Here is a 17,250-nt window from a genome sequence, read left to right on the forward strand (position 1 = left end):
AGTGAAGTGACTCACCAACAGAGCATTACTGTTATCGGTTTAGGTTCCATGGGTTGGGGAGCAGCAACTCGTCTTCTGAGCGCTGGGTTCCATGTGAAGGGTGTCGACCTTCGCAAGGACACGCTCGATCGCTTCGCTGCGCAAGGGGGCGAAGCTTACGCGACGGCAGCTGATGCTGGAACAAGCGACCTTGTGTTCGTTTTTGTCGTTAATTCGGATCAGGCAAAAGACGTGCTGTTTGGACCGAACGGAGCCTTGACAACTGCCGCACGGGGAACTGTGTTTCTCTTGTGCGTTACCATGGCACCAAGCGTATGTGTGGAATTAGCGTCGCGGCTCCAAAATGCAGGCATGCTTGTGCTAGATGCGCCGGTGTCAGGCGGGCAACAAAAAGCGCTAAGCGGCGAGATCACGGTGATGGCATCGGGTCCAGAACAAGCGTTTGAAAAAGCCAGCGATGCTTTAGGTTCGATCGCCGCAAAGGTATTTCGTCTTGGAGATGAAGCTGGAATGGGTTCGAAGGTGAAAATGATCAACCAGTTGCTGGCGGGCGTTCACATAGCAGCGACGGCCGAAGCGTTGACATTGGCGGCAAAGGTTGGTCTCGACCTGGAAACGGTCTTTGATGTTATTAAAGTGTCTGCAGGCACATCATGGATGTTCGAAAATCGCGGACCCCATATCGTGGAGGGAGATTATACGCCGCGATCAGCTGTTAACATCTTTGTAAAAGACATGGGAATCGTGACGTCCGAGGCAAACAAATGTGGAGCCAAAACACCACTTAGCCAAGCAGCCTTGGCACTGTTTGATCAAACTGCGCGGGCGGGCTACGGATTGGAGGATGATGCTGCGGTGGCAAAAAGCCTTGCTCTGGGCAGCGGGGTAATTTTACCGGGCATGGGAGACTGATACATGGCTATTGTTCTGGGAGCTATCGCTGATGATTTTACGGGTGCAACGGATTTAGCAGGTCTACTGGCCCGTAGTGGTTATCCCGTGTCGCTTCGGCTCGGATTACCGGATCCGGCAGAGCCTGTTCAACAGGCCGCATCAATCGAGATCATTGCTCTTAAATGTCGAACAATCCCAAAACATCAAGCGATTGATCAGGTGCTAACCGCGTTTGCATGGTTTAAGGCACGCGATATTGAGCAACTTTACTGGAAATATTGTTCGACATTCGACAGCACCGATACGGGCAATATTGGTCCTGTCGCTGAAGCGCTGATGAATGCCCTACCAACAAAGCAAACAATCTATTGTCCAGCTTTTCCGGAGAATAATCGCAATGTCTTCATGGGGCACTTGTTCGTCGGCGAAAACCTGCTCCACGAAAGCCCGATGAGAGATCACCCGCTCACACCGATGCGAGACTCAAACCTTCAACGGTTACTTTCGCCTCAAGTGAAGGGAAGGGTGGGTCTGATAGACCGAAACGTCGTTGTAAAGGGTTCAAGGGCAATACGATCGCGGCTCAGAGAACTCGCCAACGACGAGGTGGCTCACGTAATCATAGACGCGATCAATGAAACTGACCTTGAAGCTATCGCAGAAGCTTCGCAAAATCTTGCATTGATTACCGGCGGCAGCGCTCTGGCGCGGCCAATTCCAGCTCTCTTCGCGGCGCGTGGTCTACTGGATAAGAGACGTGAAGATCCGGTCACTCGTAACGTCGGCGAGGGCCAGATCGTACTTTCTGGCAGCTGTTCTGCTATGACACTTGCCCAAGTCGAGGAATATAGAAAACACGCAGCCAGTTATCAGATCGATGCTGTGGCACTAGCCGAAAGTGGCACGGCAGCAGTCATTGACTGGATAAGTTCACTTCCTGCCGGCACCCCTAAAATCGTCTATGCAACCACTGATCCATCATCGCTGCAAGCGGTACAATCAAAACTTGGCGCACAACGCGCTGGCGCGATTGTCGAGGAAGCGCTTGCAGAGATCGCAATCGCAGCATTCAGTCACGGCATTCGCCGCTTTGTGGTCGCTGGAGGAGAGACATCTGGTGCAGTGGCGCAAGCATTGGGCGTTTCCAGACTCGTCGTTGGAGCGGAGATCGCACCGGGCGTCCCTTGGACATACGCCAGCATCCATGGAACCGACGTTGCGTTTGGTTTAAAATCGGGAAACTTTGGAACGCCATCTTTCTTCAGTGTTGCTTTAAACATGCTGGAGGCCGCATGAGCGAAGAAGCCAATCTACGCGAAGAAATCTGCCATTTGGCTAAGTCCATGTTTGACCGTGGTTTGACTGGCGGTTCGTCCGGTAACATATCGGCGCGCCTTTCAGACGGACGATTGCTCGTAACTCCCACGGGAAGCAGCTTTGGACGACTTGATCCACACAGATTGTCCTTGTTTAGTAACGAGGGCGCGTTGATTTCCGGAGATCCACCGACAAAGGAAATGCCGCTCCATTCCGCTTTCTATGAAACCCGTGGCGCGCGTGCTGGAGCAATTGTTCATTTGCATTCCTGTCACTCTGTTGCGCTTTCAATGCTCCCGGAAATTGATCCGGAGAACATGCTGCCACCGCTGACTGCTTATTCGATTATGAAACTGGGAAAGGTCAAACTGCTTCCGTACTTTATTCCCGGTGATCCGGCCATGGGTGATGCAATTCGCGGGCTGGCTGGAAAAAGAAGTGCTGTTGTACTGGCAAATCATGGTCCTGTTGTCGCAGCCAAGGACCTCGAGGCAGCTGTCTATGCGATCGAAGAACTCGAAGAAACCGCCAAGCTTACGCTATTAACGCGCGGCATGAGGCCGAAAATACTTAACGATGGCCAAATCCGACAGATCGTTGAAACATTCAATGTTGACTGGGACTGACATGACGCGATTTTCTGCCAATCTGGGATTTCTTTTTAAGGAGTTACCACTCCCTGATGCCATCAGGGCAGCAAAGCTGGCAGGATTTGATGCCGTAGAATGCCATTGGCCTTATTCCTATGATCCCAGGGACATAGCGGCAGCCCTTAAAGCAACCGGCATGCCAATGATTGGACTGAATACGCGTCTGGGCGATTTGACGAAGGGCGAAAACGGGCTCAGCGCATTACCCGGTCGAGAAACTGAAGCGCGAGCAGCAATCGATGAGGCTATTGATTACGCTATTGCGCTGGAATGTCCCAATATACACGTGATGGCAGGTCGGGCGTCTGGAGAAGTAGCTCAAAGGACATTCCAAGACAGTCTGTCCTATGCATGCCAACGTTCTTCAGTTTTTGGCATCAACATTCTCATCGAACCGTTAAACGAACGTGATGCACCAGGATATTTCCTAAAAACCTCGAGTCAGGCCTTATCAATTATCCAAACCCAAAATCACAAGAATCTGAAATTGATGTTCGACTGTTATCATATTCAGATCATGGAAGGCGATATCAGCAAAAAAATTGAGGCGCTCATGCCATTCATTGGCCACGTACAGATCGCCTCAGTCCCCGAGCGAGCAGAACCAGATCAGGGTGAACTTAATTACCAAGTTATCCTGAGCAAGCTGAAAGCTCTTGGTTATTCTAATCCAGTGGGCGCCGAGTATCGCCCCTCGTCAGATTTAGAAAATGGGTTCAGGTGGTTGAAACTATTCACTTGATTTTGTGCTCTTCACAGGAGCCGGGCGATTTAAGACAAGTAATCAATACATACAAAGTGAGAGGAAAATTGACGTCATGAGTGATCTGCAAATCTTAAAATCGAGATCCATTGCACTCGTGACAGGTGGCGGCACAGGTGTCGGTCGTGCGATTTCGAAAGCTCTCGGGAGTGCAGGCTACCACGTTATTGTTGCGGGCCGGCGTGCAGACGTCATAGAACAGACAGTGTTTGAATTGGCAACCGAAACTGGCGGTAACTTCGATGCTTATGCAACCGATGTAGGTAACCCGGTTTCCGTAAAGTCACTGTTCGATTACATTGAGCACAAGTATGGACGTCTCGATCTACTCATTAACAATGCGGGTACTTCAGTCCCGGGTGTGCCCCTTGAAGATGTAAGTTTCGAAGATTGGAGTGGGATAGTAGGTGCAAATCTCACGGGCGCATTCCTTTGTACTCAACACGCTTTTCGCATCATGAAGTCACAAAAGCCTCGCGGTGGCCGCATCATTAACAATGGTTCGATTTCGGCGACCACACCGCGTCCAAACTCCGCGCCATATACTGCAACGAAGCATGCCATCACCGGGCTTACGAAGTCTTCCGCGCTTGACGGACGTCCGTTTGATATAGCTTGTGGCCAAATCGACATTGGCAATGCAGCCAGTGAAATGACGCAAAAAATCGCTACAGGCGTCATTCAGGCCAATGGAACTATTGCAGCCGAACCAACGATTGATCCTCTTCATGTCGCAAACGCGGTCGTTTACATGGCCAGTCTGCCACTCGACGCAAATGTGTTGACGATGACCGTAATGGCCACCAAAATGCCTCTCGTCGGGCGGGGTTGAACGCAATAGAGATTTGTAAACACGTTCAAAGGAGGAGCGAAAGAGGAATTACGTGCCGGAAGTGAGGAGCCGGCAGTTTCATTTTCTCGATATTTCAATTCATAGATCACACTCTGGGAGGAGACGCATGGCAGCTGTACAATTTGCTGAGGTGAAGAAGTCTTTCGGAACCTTTCCTGTCATCAAAGGCGTGAATATCGATATTGAAGATGGCGAATTTGTTATTCTTGTCGGGCCATCCGGCTGTGGAAAATCGACTCTTCTGCGCATGCTCGCCGGCCTTGAAAATATCTCTGATGGAGAAATACGCATAGGGGGTAGGGCAGTAAACAATCTGCCCCCCAAAGAGCGCGATATAGCCATGGTGTTTCAAAACTATGCGCTTTATCCTCACATGACCGTTGCTAAGAATATGGCTTTTTCCCTTATGCTTAAATCAGCACCTCAGGCCGAGGTGGACGAGCGCGTCAACTATGCCGCGGGGATACTCGGCCTAAGTAATCTCTTGGATCGTTACCCAAGACAGTTATCAGGAGGGCAGCGTCAGCGCGTAGCAATGGGGCGAGCCATAGTTCGCGATCCGCAAGTTTTTCTATTCGATGAACCACTTTCCAATCTCGATGCAAAGCTTCGCGTTGCTATGAGAGCTGAGATCAAAGAGTTGCACCACCGCCTCAAAACAACCACTGTCTATGTTACCCATGATCAAATTGAGGCCATGACGATGGCCGACAAGATCGTCGTCATGCACGATGGACTCGTCGAACAAATCGGCTCGCCGTTGGAGCTATACGACCATCCAAACAATCTATTTGTTGCGGGATTTATCGGCTCGCCTGCAATGAATATGATCAGAGGAACAATCGAAATAGATCATCCCAGCGTATTTGTTGCGGAAGATGGCATGCGGCTCCCGCTGTCACAGTCCTATCCGGGTGCTGCTGGGCGACAACTGATATATGGCTTGCGCCCAGAGTATATCCATCTTGATGCCAGAGGCTTTGAAGCCACTGTCGTCGTCATTGAACCCACCGGTTATGAAACACAGCTCGTGGTGAGCTTTGGTGGAACTGAGAACACATGCATTTTCCGCGAACGTGTGAACGTTCGGCCGGGTGAGAAAATTTCTATTTCCATTGACCCGACAAACACCCATCTATTTGACCAAAACGATGGCACGCGCCTGACATCCTAATTCATATGCACGTAACCTTGGAACCATGTTCCTCGTTGACGCTATCCATTCATCGCATTCCACAAGATCTCGGTATCCGCGGCTTGGGACAGCGGATGTCACTTCTGAGACGTCCCATCTTTGGAGGAGGAAGCATTATGACTATTAGAAGAAGAACATTTCTTGCCGGTACCGCAGGTATCTTCGGTGCTGCGAGCCTATCCGGGTTCGGTTCCATGCCAGCTTTTGCTGCTGAGCCTGAATATAAACCCGAGGAAGGTGCCAGCTTGCGCCTTTTGCGTTGGACCCCTTTCGTGAAGGGTGACGAAGAGAGCTGGATTGCAAACACCAAAAAGTTCACCGAGGCTACCGGCGTGGACGTTCGTATCGACAAGGAAAGTTGGGAAGACATACGGCCTAAGGCGGCAGTAGCCGCAAATGTCGGCTCGGGTCCGGATATTGTCATGTGCTGGTTTGATGACGCACATCAGTATCCAGACAAGCTGGTCGATCTCACCGAGCTTGGCACGTATCTCGACCAAAAATATGGTGGATTTTACGATGGATTGAAAGGCTATGCCGTTCGAGATGATAAGTTCATCGCCATGCCACTTACTGCGATCGGTAACGCGATCGTTTATCGCGACAGTCATATGAAAGCAGCTGGCTTCAGTGAGTTTCCAAAGGACACAGCAGGATTTCTCGCACTATGCAAAGCGATGAAGGCGAAGGGAACACCAGCTGGTTTTCCTCATGGCAAGGCTGTAGGCGACGGGAACAATTATGCGCACTGGCTACTCTGGAGCCACGGGGCTCAAATGGTCAATGATAGGGGAGAAATCACAATAAACTCCCCCGAGACCCTGGCCGCAATCAATTACGCGAAAGAACTTTACGCAACATTCATTCCTGGGACGGAGAGTTGGTTAGATATCAATAACAACCGTGCATTTCTTGCCGGACAGGTTTCACTCACCGCAAACGGCGTGTCCATATATTACGCGGCAAAAAATGACCCTAAACTTAAAGAGATTGCCGAAGATATGCGCAGCACCAACTTCCCCATTGGGCCCGTAGGTAAGAGCATCGAACTACACCAAACAAGTTCACTGCTATTGTTCCAGCACACTAAATATCCCGAGGCGGCCAAGGCTTATCTCAAATTCATGATGGAAGCAGACCAGATGAATTATTGGATAAAAGAGTCTAGTGCTTATTGCTGTCAACCGCTTAAGGCCTTTGCCGATAACCCAGTGTGGAAAGACAATCCGATTCATGCCCCATATGCTCGGGCATCCGAAACGCTTCGTCCAAACGGCTATGCGGGTCCGCTCGGATACGCGTCAGCGGCTGTGATGGCAGATTATGTCCTTGTTGATATGTTCGCAGCTGCGGTAACAGGCGCTGAAACACCGGAGGACGCAATGACAGGAGCCGAAAAGCGGGCCAACCGCTACTATCGCGTTTAATTCAGCCGATTGGGGGGCGGGGACGAATACCACGCCTCTCCTCGTTTACGTGTTCTGGAGATATGTCCATGCCGAATACGAACTTGAAGAGTTTACGCGACGATCCGGCCCATTCGAAATCGAATAAGCCGCGATTGGCAAATAACCGCGACGTGCTGGGTTTCATTTTCATGCTGCCCGCCGCCGTGTTTCTACTATGCTTTCTCACTTACCCACTTGGTTTAGGTGTGTGGCTCGGTTTCACTGATACCAAAATCGGGCGAGATGGTATTTTTATCGGGCTAGAAAATTATGAATTTCTCTGGGACGACAGCGTCTTCTGGCTTTCAGTCTTCAATACCGTCCTTTACACGTTTGTGGCCTCAGTGCTGAAGTTCGCTCTTGGCCTCTGGCTCGCATTATTATTAAACGAAAACCTGCCCATAAAGTCATTTTTTCGCGCGATAGTTCTTTTACCCTGGGTCGTACCAACGGTGCTGTCCGCTCTTGCCTTCTGGTGGATCTACGACGCGCAGTTCTCAATAGTTTCCTGGTCTTTGATGCAAATTGGGCTAATCGATCAACCCATTAATTTCCTCGGCGACCCCACCAATGCGCGGCTCTCCGTGATCGCTGCAAATGTATGGCGCGGAATTCCATTCGTTGCCATTTCATTGCTTGCAGGTCTTCAGACAATTCCCGCTTCCCTCCAGGAAGCCGCTTCGCTCGACGGCGCCACCAGCTGGCAGCGTTTCAGACATGTAACATTACCGATGCTCACACCGATCATTGCTGTCGTTATGACTTTCTCAGTTCTGTTCACCTTCACCGACTTTCAGCTCATCTATGTTTTGACAAAAGGTGGCCCAGTCAATGCAACTCATCTTATGGCGACATTGTCTTTTCAACGAGCAATCCCGGGCGGACAACTCGGTGAGGGCGCCGCAATAGCGGTTGCGATGATCCCGTTTCTGCTCGCGGCAATCATGTTCTCATTCTTTGGATTGCAGCGTCGAAAGTGGCAACAAGGTGGAGGCGACTGATCATGGAGAAGACTAACAGTAACATAAAACTAGAGCAGGCTACGCTCACAGACGATACACAGGGTATGTCGTATCTAAACAAGCTTCCGCGAAAGGTCGTAACGGTATACATTCCGATCGCTCTTTTTGTCTTCGTATTGCTGTTTCCATTCTACTGGATGGCGATCACTGCTGTTAAGCCCAACGCACAACTGACAGACTATGAAAACTACAGTCCATTCTGGGTGGTCGATGCGACATTCGACCATATAAAATATCTTCTGTTCGAGACTTCGTATCCTGGTTGGCTCTGGAACACGATGTTGGTCGCAACGGCTGCAACGATTATATCACTAATCACATCCATTCTTAGCGCTTACGCGATCGAACGTATCAGGTTTACTGGCTCCCGATCAGTAGGACTGCTTATATTTCTCGCCTATCTTGTACCGCCATCCATCTTGTTTATTCCGCTGGCGTTCATCGTCTTCAAACTTGGCATATACGACTCCCGCCTCGCGCTCATATTCACCTACCCCACCTTTCTAATCCCTTTTTGCACGTGGTTGCTCATGGGCTACTTCCGCTCTATCCCATTCGAGCTCGAGGAAAGTGCGCTCGTGGATGGTGCAGGCAGATGGCAAATCCTATGCAAGATCATCCTTCCTTTGGCTGTGCCAGGGCTGATCTCAGCAGGAATATTCGCCTTTACCCTTTCATGGAATGAATTCATCTATGCGTTGACGTTCATACAGTCATCTGAAAATAAAACGGTTCCAGTAGGAGTATTGACGGAACTTGTTAGGGGAGACATTTTCGAATGGGGAGCGCTGATGGCCGGCGCATTATTTGGATCGCTGCCAGTGGTTATTCTCTACTCATTTTTTGTGGACTACTATGTTTCGTCCATGACAGGTGCTGTGAAGGAGTAGAGTGGAAATCAAACCATAAAGAGGCTCGGCCAAGCCTCTTTATGTCTGAAACTCAAGAGACAAATTCAACGTTCATTTAAAACATTATTTACAGCAAGTTCTGCCATCGCTAATGCGGCTTCCCTTGTACGAGCGGCCGCAATAAACAGTCCATTATGACAGAATGTGGCACCTTTCACGCCACATGCATCCTCAAGCTCAGCATTTGACAACCCGGCCCACGCAGCCGGCAGATCTGCACGTAGTTCAAATCCGTCATCAGATTTTCGGATTCCTGTTAGCCCCCAGTCACCTTTGCGGGGATGAACGACAAACAAAAGATGATCAGCACCGGCATTTTCAATGGCTGACCGAAATGGCATGCCACTTGGCAGTTCCAGAACGCGGCTATCGCCAGCTTCTGCAATTGCGGACGACACGATTGATTGCGCGCGGTATTTTGCAGCAATACCCCCAATTTTAGCTTCAACCAAGCTGCGCGCGATCCCAAGCGCTTGTTGAAAGGCACAATCGTCAGCATCCAGCCTGATATCGTCAAAAACAGGCTTAAGTGTTTCGAGCAAAACAGGCAGGGTCAATGCTGCGAGTTGACCTGCCGTAGAAGGGCTTAGCTCACCATTGTCCACGAGATCGATTGGCAACACGTAGCTCTCGTCAAAAGATTTGTGAATGAGATCGATATCCTTTTGCGGAATGCCCGCAGATTCTAAATAGCTTTCACCGTAATGTTTCCAAATCAAACCGAAAGAACTGAATGCGCTTCCGTCAGATCGGCGGGGAGCATCGCGTTGATGATGATCATAAATCTGTGCTGTGGGATCATATGCGCCTCCCACGTCATAAATTACGCGGTCACTGTTGGGGGTGATCCATTCAGGAGCGCGGCTTCGAACCAATTCAGCGTCGGGAAACACCTTGGTGAGGATAACGCTCGACATTAACTCGTCGGCATGAAATCCGCCTGAGTGAGTAACAAGGAATTTTACTGTCATTAAGGATATGCCTTCTAGGGGATGAGGAGGAACCATCAAGTGGCCTGATACTGGCTTAACCCGACAAGCTCAAGCTTCCCCAGATGTTTTTGAGTTAAATTAATCCAAGCCAAACATCAACGTGCCCAACCTAGCTTTGGTTTTCAGAGCAAAGCCGAACACGTTCAAAGGAACACATGAGTTTAAAAATCTGTCACAAAAACATGTTAGTCGACGGAATACAAATCGGTAATCCATATCGCCGAATCGTTCTCTTATCAGCTTATACTAAGCGAAATAAATATAAGACATTTTTGTAAAATATTAAATTAATTCCCTCTCAAATAATTTCATCAAAAATACACATTATATTTATTGCATTCGATCATTTCTATTCTATAAGCCGTCGCGTCACACCTCGCTTATGGAGTTAATTTATGAGGGTTAAGTATTTTCTCGGCGCATCAGCTGCGGTATTCTCGTTCGCATCTATTGCACAGGCAGCAGATGCAGTCGTTGCACCAGAGCCAGAAGCAGTTGAATATGTCCGTGTTTGCGACGCTTACGGCGCGGGTTATTTCTATATTCCTGGCACTGAGACCTGCCTGCGTATCCACGGATACTTGCGTTACGACATAAAAGGGGGCGATAACGTCTACGCGAAGCGTCTGTCCCAGCTCGAACGCGACACCTATGATATGAAATCACGCTTCGAGCTTCGTTTCTCCACTGCTTCCGAAACCGATCTTGGCACTCTTAAGACCTATGCTGATGTTCGTTACGACTGGAACAATGGTGATAACGGCGCGAGCGGCCAGCTCCGCTTTGCTTACATCGAACTCGGCGGTTTGCGTCTTGGACTCGATGAATCAAAATTCGTGACCTTCACTGGCTATCTTGGCGATGTCATGAACGACGACGTCATTCTCGCTGGCGGCACCCGCACCAATGCGATTAGCTACACCTTCAAAGGCGAGAACGGTTTTTCTGCCGTGGTAGCCCTTGAACAAGGCGGCAACGGCGACTCTGATGTCGATGTAACGATTGATGACTACACACCGCACGTTGTTGGCGGCCTGAAGTTTGCTCTAGCTTGGGGTTCCATCGCAGGCGTAGGCGCTTATGATGCACTCAACGAAGAGTGGGCCGGAAAGGTTCGCCTTGATGTGAATGTCACGGAACAGTTTTCGGTTTGGGTCCAGGGCGCCTACAAGTCTAACGACGACAACTACACGGTTACGCAGCGTTTCGCTGACGGTAGCTGGCGTGGCGTTCGTCGTGTAGACAGCTTCTATGGCACCTGGGGTGGAGATTGGGCTGTTTGGGGCGGCGCCAAATTCAAGGCGACCAAGCAGGCGACAATCAACGTCCAGGCAGCTTATGAGGACGCCGGTCGTTTTGCAGCTACTGCAAACGTTGCCTATACCCTGGTCCCCGGTTTCACTGTCACGCCGGAAATCTCGTACACGAAGTGGTCAGATGATCGCTCCGAACTCAAGGGAGAGAAAGCCTGGCAGGGAATGGTCCGCTTTCAGCGTTCATTCTAATCGCAATTCTTCGTTCGGATTTGATGGCCTCCAGTCAGATACGAAACGAGAGGGTAGCGGCTCGGAAGGGCCGCTACTTTTTGTTTGAAAGCAGTGAATTATACCGGTTTAAGCATATGCCGGACAACCGGCGGCGTATCGCCAAGATGAAACTTGTTTAGTGTCTTCTGATCAAGTTGATCTGAATGGGTGACGCGGGCATGTTGGCGCTGATGTTCGATCCAACTCTCGACAATGAAGGCTTCTACGACACGGCCTGGTACTGCAACATCTTCCCACAAATCCCAGCGTATTGCGCCATCGCGGTAGCGGACTGCACTAAACTTCCGGAGCGCGGCCGTAAATTCGCCGATCCGTTGTGGCTCGATCTGGTATTCGATTTCGATCAAGACCGGCCCGCGATCACCTTCTGGGTGGACTGCAACAACGGGCTCTGCCCAGTGATTTGAAGGTGCAAGGTCGGTGGTCGAGTCTTTTGGCAACTTCCAGAAGCGGGCGAGAAGCAGAGAGATCACAAGCGCGAGGGACGCAACTACCAGTGCGGTTGTAACGCTAAAACGCGATGCAATTGTCCCCCAGAGGATGCTTCCGCCTGTCATTGCGCCCTGGAACACAAGAAGATAGACGGCGAGAGCACGTGCCTTGACCCAGCCTGGTGATGCCATCTGAGCAGCCACATTGAGCGACGTCAGCATTCCGATCCAAGCCAGACCAGCAAGGAACATGACAGCGCCTGCGATCCATGCATTTGGTACCAGCGCGAGCGTGAGGGTCGCAAAGGCAAACAGCAGAGTTGCCCATATGGAGATTGTGTTTGCGGAGACGTTCTTGCGCAACCTTTTCAAGATGAACGCACCGAGCACTGCGCCGGCACCCATACAGCCGAGTAAAGCACCATAACCGGCAGCTTCCAGACCAAGACCCCGACGCCCCACCAGAGGGAGCATGGCCCACAACGCGCTTCCGAACAGGAAGAAGCCAGCTGATCGGATAAGGACCAGACGCATCGCCGCCGAGTGGCGTGCATAGCGATAGCCTGCGCGGAGCGCGCCGAAGAAATGTTCAGGCGGAAGTGCGAATTCCGTTGGTTTACGCTTCCAGAAGAAGATAACACCCAGGACGGCGATTACCGAGACAGCATTAAGCGCAAATACAGCTGGAATGCCGGCCGCTGCGACAATAATCCCGCCCAGTGCGGGACCGATCGCGCGTGAGATATTAACACCGAGACTGTTTAAGGCGACGGCATCGGGTAAAGCTTGCTTGTCCACAAGTTCCGGAACGATTGCCTGAAAGACCGGAGCGCTGAGTGCTGCAGATATGCCCAGGACGAAAGTCACGCCAAGAAGCACCCAAGGAGTGGTGAGACCAGCTAACGTCAACACCGCGAGTGCTGCGGCACCGAAGAGCCCTAGGATCTGAGCACTTAGAAGTAACCTGCGCCGGTCAACGATATCGGCCATCGCACCGGCAGGAAGTGCCAGCAAGAACATTGGGAGCGTTGTCGCGGCTTGAACAAGTGCAACAAACATCGGGCTTGGGGAAAGCGAGGTCATCAGCCACGCAGACCCGACATCGTTCATCCATGTGCCAATATTGGAGATAATGGTGGCGATCCAAAGCGCTCTGAAAACGCGGAAGCTCAATGGGCCGGTTGCGGTGTCCTGTCTGGGAAGAGTGGCGGCAGTCATCTTGTTTCCTTTTTGAAAATTCAGATGCTTTGAAAGGGAATGGCTTGGGCGCGCAGCTCAACTGCAAATATCATGAGCAGTGTACGAATGATTGTACATTCACACCGCTTGGACTGGCCCGGCAGTCAAGCCGGGCCATTTTGGGTTTTAGAACGCAGGCTTTGGGTCGAGGCGTGGGCCTTGGTGATGGCTCCGCGATTTTGCGCCATGTACCATTGTATATGCGTAATCGACGCCCATACCGTAAGCCCCTGAATGTTCGCGCACGATATTCATGACGTCATCATAGGTTTCGCGGTGCGCCCAGTCGCGTTGCCATTCAAGCAACACCTGCTGCCATGTGACAGGGATAACACCAGCCTGAACCATGCGGTCCATCGCGTAATTGTGGGCCTCCAGCGAAGTTCCGCCCGATGCATCAGCGACCATGTAGATTTCGTAATCGGTGTCGTTGAGAGCTGAAAGCGCGAAAGTGGTGTTGCAGACTTCGGTCCAGAGCCCCGAAACGATGATTTTCTTGCGACCTTCAGCAGCACCCTTTGCGAGCGCTTCGCGAACTTTCAAGTCGTCCCATGAATTCATCGAGGTGCGTTCGAGAAGCGGCGCATCCGGGAATACATCGAGCAGTTCCGGATAGGTCGGGCCGGAAAAGCTGTCGGTTTCAACCGTGGTGATGACGGTTGGAATGTTGAAAACCTTCGCAGCCTTGGCCAGTCCAACGGTATTATTCTTCAAAACTTGACGGTCGATGGACTGCACGCCAAAAGCCATCTGTGGCTGATGATCGATGAAAATGATCTGGCTGTTGGATGGGGTGAGAACTTCAAGCTTGTTGGACATGGTTATCTCCGTTTGATGTGAGTTGGTTTAGTGTTGGCTGAGATCGTTTGGTTGTTCCTGAGATCTTGTTGAACCCAAAATAGCCGGATTGATAATTGATAACAATTGCGCTAATAATTGCGCTTATATTGCGCTGAATGTAATAATAATGCAGTGAAACCGATACTGGATTTGAAGAAAAAAGCCCCGGTGAGCGCTTGCTCACCGGGGCTTTCTGGTTTTAATTGTGCATTGCGGGATGCCACTATCAGGCTGCACACAGAAAGCTTTTTAGGCTTTCAAGTTCTGCCGGGCGGATTTCATGGCCGCCGGGTGCAATCAGTGCGTCCACATCCGCACCCTGTGCTTTGAACCATTCAATCAGGCTCTTTGATAGCTTGAGTGGCGAGACCGGATCAACTTCACCAGCCGTGATCAGAACGCGTTTACCAGAGAGTTCTGGTTGCGGTTCCGGTGTCCACGGAATCAGCGGATGCATGAGTGCAGCACGGTCAAACAGGCTTGGGTCACGAAACAGCATGGACGCCAGAATATTGGCGCCATTTGAATAGCCGAGTGCATAGATCTCACGATCCGGATTTTGCTCGCGGACCTCGCTTATAAAACCCAGCATCTTCTCCGTGCGCAGGTGTAGGTCATCCATGTCATAGATACCTTCGCCTGTACGGCGGAAGAAGCGATTGGCACCAAATTCCGATACATCGCCGCGTGGCGCTACAATGCCTGCATTGGGCAGCATCTGGTCGATCAGCCCGGTAAACTGATGTTCATTGCCGCCTGTGCCGTGAAACGCGATAATAACCGGCGAACCGGCAACGCCGTCGCGGCGGAAGCTGATATATTCATTTTTTGTCATGATATCCTCCAAAGGAGGGCGCCTCCGGCAAAGCCGGAGGCATCCAGTTATTTATCAGTTAAGGGCTCGAGATTGGCTTCGATGCGATCGCGATGGGACTCATAGCGGCTTGGCAGTTTAAGTGCTTCGCCCAGATGCGCTGTATCTTCGTCGCGGTCAAAGCCGGGTTCGTTGGTCGCAACTTCAAACAGCACGCCGCCCGGAGTGCGGAAATAGATCGCCCAGAAATAATCGCGGTCGATCACTGGCGTAACGTGGTAGCCCGTGTCCATCAATGCCTTGCGCACTTCAAGCTGTGCAGCGCGATCAGGCACCGCAAAGGCGATGTGGTGGACAGAGCCTGCGCCCTGACGTGCCGCCTGAGCGGAAGGCAGAGCTTCGAGGTCGATCGTATCGGCACCATTGCCATTTGGAATGATGAAGCGGCTGACATTGCCTTCAGTTTCAGCGCGTTCATAACCCATGAACTTGAGCAGTTCGGCACTGGCATCAATATCGTGAAGCCGCATACGTGCGCCGCTGAAGCCGCGGATAGCGACATCTTCGGAAACGCCTGCACTCATCCATGGTGCACGCTTGTCATCTGTGGTTTCAACGAGTGCAAAACCATCGCCATCCGGACCCTGGAAACGCAGGCGCTCGGAACCAAACGCACGGTCGCCTTCAAGGCCGGTTACGCCCTTTGCGACCAGACGGTCTTTCCAGAAGCCCAGTGAACCCTTTGGCACAGCGAAATCTGTTTCGCCAACTTCACCAACACCCGGACGACCGCGAACGATGTTAGGGAATGGGAAGTAGGTCATAACTGAGCCCGGGGTGCCGACTTCATCGCCATAATAAAGATGATAGACACTTGGTTCGTCGAAGTTCACGGTCTTTTTGACGCGACGCAGACCAAGTGTGTTGGTAAAAAAGTTGTTGTTCTGCGCAGCGTCTGCCGCCATCGAAGTAATGTGGTGAAGACCCTTGATCTGCTTCAACATGATATTTGCCCTTCTGCGGCATCACCGCTTGTTATCTTGTTGAAGCCAATCTAATGAAGCCGTTAATTGATAACAATCGACATCAAAATTGCGATTGTATTGCACAAAACGCAATAATGAGTTTGACCCGTATTCCGCGCTGGGGCGCCGCCAGAAGAAAGTTGTGATCGGCTACGAAATACCTATCCAGCCTCTAAAATAATCGACACAATCCCAGACTTACGCGCTATAGGCTGTCTCAATCAATTCGGAGCGCATCAAATCTAAGTATCGCTATTCCTATTAGAAGCTCTGGTGGCGCCAGTGTAATAGTTACCAATTCGAGATAGTCCTAACGGTGGATGTCTTGGCGCTTCCGACGTCAGCAAATCCACATGTGAATGCAAGTCATGACCAATCTACCGACGACCAAAAATGAATCGATAAACCTTCAAGTACCTACGTTGATTGGAATGTTGGCAATACCGCTCTGGAGTGTATCGATCAGCTTCATCCGTAGTGTGTCGGAAATTTTTGGACCGGTTGCGGGTGGGGCACTGATCTATACTACCTGTGGCCTGCTTGGGGCAACAATCCTCGGGCTACCGAGACTCGCCGAATTGAAGCGTCCCGGTATCTGGTACAGCGGCCTTCTTTTCGTCGGTTACGAGATTTCACTCGCCCTGGCAATTGGCCTCGCGCACAGCCGCAGTCAGGCCCTCGAACTGGGTATGATTAATTATCTTTGGCCCAGTTTTACGATTTTGTTTGCTGTTCTCGCAAAGCAGCAACGTGGATCGTGGACGTTGGCAATTGCCATATTCTTCTGCCTCACGGGAATTTGTGCCGTCATGAAGGGCGACCAAGAATTGTCGATGCGGTCCATTCTTCACAATATCGGCGAGAACCCCCTCGCATATATTTACGCCTTCTCAGCGGCATTGTTGTGGGGTCTCTACTCCGTTGTTACGCGTCACTATGAAAGTGGCAAAAGTGCCGTTCCTTTTTACTTCCTAGCGACCGCTCTGGTGTTGTGGTTAAAATTCAGCTTGACCAATGAACCCGAACTCATCCTTCACTGGAACGGCTTGGGGCAGGTTGCAATATTCGAAGCGATGTCTGCAACAGCATATGGCTGCTGGAACCGCGGCATATGTCATGGCAATATTTCGCTTCTGTCGACCGCTTCCTATTTCACCCCCGTTCTTGCAGCGCTGCTGACTTGCTTATTACTAGGAATCCGCCCGAGCTTGGAATTCGGCGTGGGAGTGGGGCTGATCACGCTCGGCACGATCCTTTCCTGGTGGGCTTCGCGTAAAGCCAATACTTAGCGCAACTATAATTATTCGAA

At 51.0% G+C, this 17,250-nt stretch carries 16 protein-coding genes; 11 read left to right on the plus strand and 5 right to left on the minus strand.

Features of this window, described 5'->3' with window-relative positions; genetic code table 11:
- Nucleotides 1-6: 6 nt before the first annotated feature.
- The 9 genes from ltnD (at nt 7) to QSJ70_RS17405 (ending at nt 9,032) form a co-directional block, all read left to right on the plus strand.
- Nucleotides 7-912 (plus strand): L-threonate dehydrogenase, encoded by a 906-nt coding sequence (ltnD, locus tag QSJ70_RS17365; RefSeq protein WP_285538190.1) that lies wholly within the window; start codon nt 7-9, stop codon nt 910-912.
- Nucleotides 913-915: 3 nt separating this feature from the next.
- Nucleotides 916-2,190 (plus strand): 3-oxo-tetronate kinase, encoded by a 1,275-nt coding sequence (gene otnK, locus QSJ70_RS17370; RefSeq protein WP_285538192.1) that lies wholly within the window; start codon nt 916-918, stop codon nt 2,188-2,190.
- Nucleotides 2,187-2,837 carry a 3-oxo-tetronate 4-phosphate decarboxylase gene (otnC, locus tag QSJ70_RS17375; RefSeq protein ID WP_285538194.1) on the plus strand — a complete coding sequence of 217 codons (651 nt, stop codon included), beginning with the start codon at nt 2,187-2,189 and terminating at the stop codon, nt 2,835-2,837. Before otnK ends, otnC begins: the two co-directional genes overlap by 4 nt.
- Nucleotide 2,838: 1 nt before the next feature.
- On the plus strand, nt 2,839-3,603 hold the full coding sequence (locus QSJ70_RS17380; protein ID WP_285538196.1) for a hydroxypyruvate isomerase family protein: 765 nt from the start codon (nt 2,839-2,841) through the stop codon (nt 3,601-3,603).
- A 76-nt stretch (nt 3,604-3,679) separates the two neighbouring features.
- On the plus strand, nt 3,680-4,456 hold the full coding sequence (locus QSJ70_RS17385; RefSeq protein WP_285538198.1) for an SDR family oxidoreductase: 777 nt from the start codon (nt 3,680-3,682) through the stop codon (nt 4,454-4,456).
- A gap of 127 nt (nt 4,457-4,583) precedes the next feature.
- Nucleotides 4,584-5,651 carry an ABC transporter ATP-binding protein gene (locus QSJ70_RS17390; RefSeq protein ID WP_285538200.1) on the plus strand — a complete coding sequence of 356 codons (1,068 nt, stop codon included), beginning with the start codon at nt 4,584-4,586 and terminating at the stop codon, nt 5,649-5,651.
- A 137-nt stretch (nt 5,652-5,788) separates the two neighbouring features.
- The gene (locus QSJ70_RS17395; protein ID WP_285538201.1) at nt 5,789-7,099 is read left to right on the plus strand and encodes an ABC transporter substrate-binding protein; all 1,311 of its coding nucleotides are present in this window, start codon (nt 5,789-5,791) and stop codon (nt 7,097-7,099) included.
- Between the two features lie 170 nt (nt 7,100-7,269).
- Nucleotides 7,270-8,121, plus strand: a complete 852-nt coding sequence (locus QSJ70_RS17400; protein WP_252349306.1) for a carbohydrate ABC transporter permease — start codon at nt 7,270-7,272, stop codon at nt 8,119-8,121.
- Nucleotides 8,122-8,123: 2 nt separating this feature from the next.
- On the plus strand, nt 8,124-9,032 hold the full coding sequence (locus tag QSJ70_RS17405; RefSeq protein WP_215780642.1) for a carbohydrate ABC transporter permease: 909 nt from the start codon (nt 8,124-8,126) through the stop codon (nt 9,030-9,032).
- 65 nt (nt 9,033-9,097) lie between these two features.
- Here QSJ70_RS17405 and QSJ70_RS17410 read toward each other — a convergent pair whose 3' ends face one another.
- Entirely contained in the window at nt 9,098-10,024 is a 927-nt protein-coding gene (locus QSJ70_RS17410; protein WP_215780643.1) for an MYG1 family protein, read from the minus strand.
- Between the two features lie 416 nt (nt 10,025-10,440).
- On the opposite strand from QSJ70_RS17410, the gene QSJ70_RS17415 reads away from it, so the two are divergent.
- Nucleotides 10,441-11,550 (plus strand): porin, encoded by a 1,110-nt coding sequence (locus QSJ70_RS17415; protein ID WP_285538205.1) that lies wholly within the window; start codon nt 10,441-10,443, stop codon nt 11,548-11,550.
- A 98-nt stretch (nt 11,551-11,648) separates the two neighbouring features.
- Here QSJ70_RS17415 and QSJ70_RS17420 read toward each other — a convergent pair whose 3' ends face one another.
- The 4 genes from QSJ70_RS17420 to QSJ70_RS17435 all read right to left on the minus strand — a co-directional run bounded on the left by QSJ70_RS17420 (nt 11,649) and on the right by QSJ70_RS17435 (nt 15,920).
- Nucleotides 11,649-13,241 carry an MFS transporter gene (locus QSJ70_RS17420; protein ID WP_285538206.1) on the minus strand — a complete coding sequence of 531 codons (1,593 nt, stop codon included), beginning with the start codon at nt 13,239-13,241 and terminating at the stop codon, nt 11,649-11,651.
- A 147-nt stretch (nt 13,242-13,388) separates the two neighbouring features.
- Nucleotides 13,389-14,081, minus strand: a complete 693-nt coding sequence (locus QSJ70_RS17425; protein WP_285538208.1) for a hydrolase — start codon at nt 14,079-14,081, stop codon at nt 13,389-13,391.
- A gap of 247 nt (nt 14,082-14,328) precedes the next feature.
- Nucleotides 14,329-14,937: an alpha/beta hydrolase gene (locus QSJ70_RS17430; RefSeq protein WP_285538210.1), complete on the minus strand. Its 609-nt coding sequence runs from the start codon at nt 14,935-14,937 to the stop codon at nt 14,329-14,331.
- Nucleotides 14,938-14,984: 47 nt separating this feature from the next.
- A complete protein-coding gene (locus QSJ70_RS17435; RefSeq protein ID WP_285538212.1) occupies nt 14,985-15,920 on the minus strand; it encodes a ring-cleaving dioxygenase in 936 nt (311 codons plus the stop codon).
- Nucleotides 15,921-16,309: 389 nt separating this feature from the next.
- Between QSJ70_RS17435 and yddG the strand changes: the two genes are divergently transcribed.
- Nucleotides 16,310-17,230, plus strand: coding sequence for an aromatic amino acid DMT transporter YddG (gene yddG / locus QSJ70_RS17440; RefSeq protein ID WP_285538214.1), 921 nt, complete (start codon nt 16,310-16,312; stop codon nt 17,228-17,230).
- Nucleotides 17,231-17,250: the final 20 nt, after the last annotated feature.

Source organism: Brucella sp. NBRC 12950 (genome assembly GCF_030268145.1).
Taxonomy (GTDB): Bacteria; Pseudomonadota; Alphaproteobacteria; order Rhizobiales; family Rhizobiaceae; genus Brucella.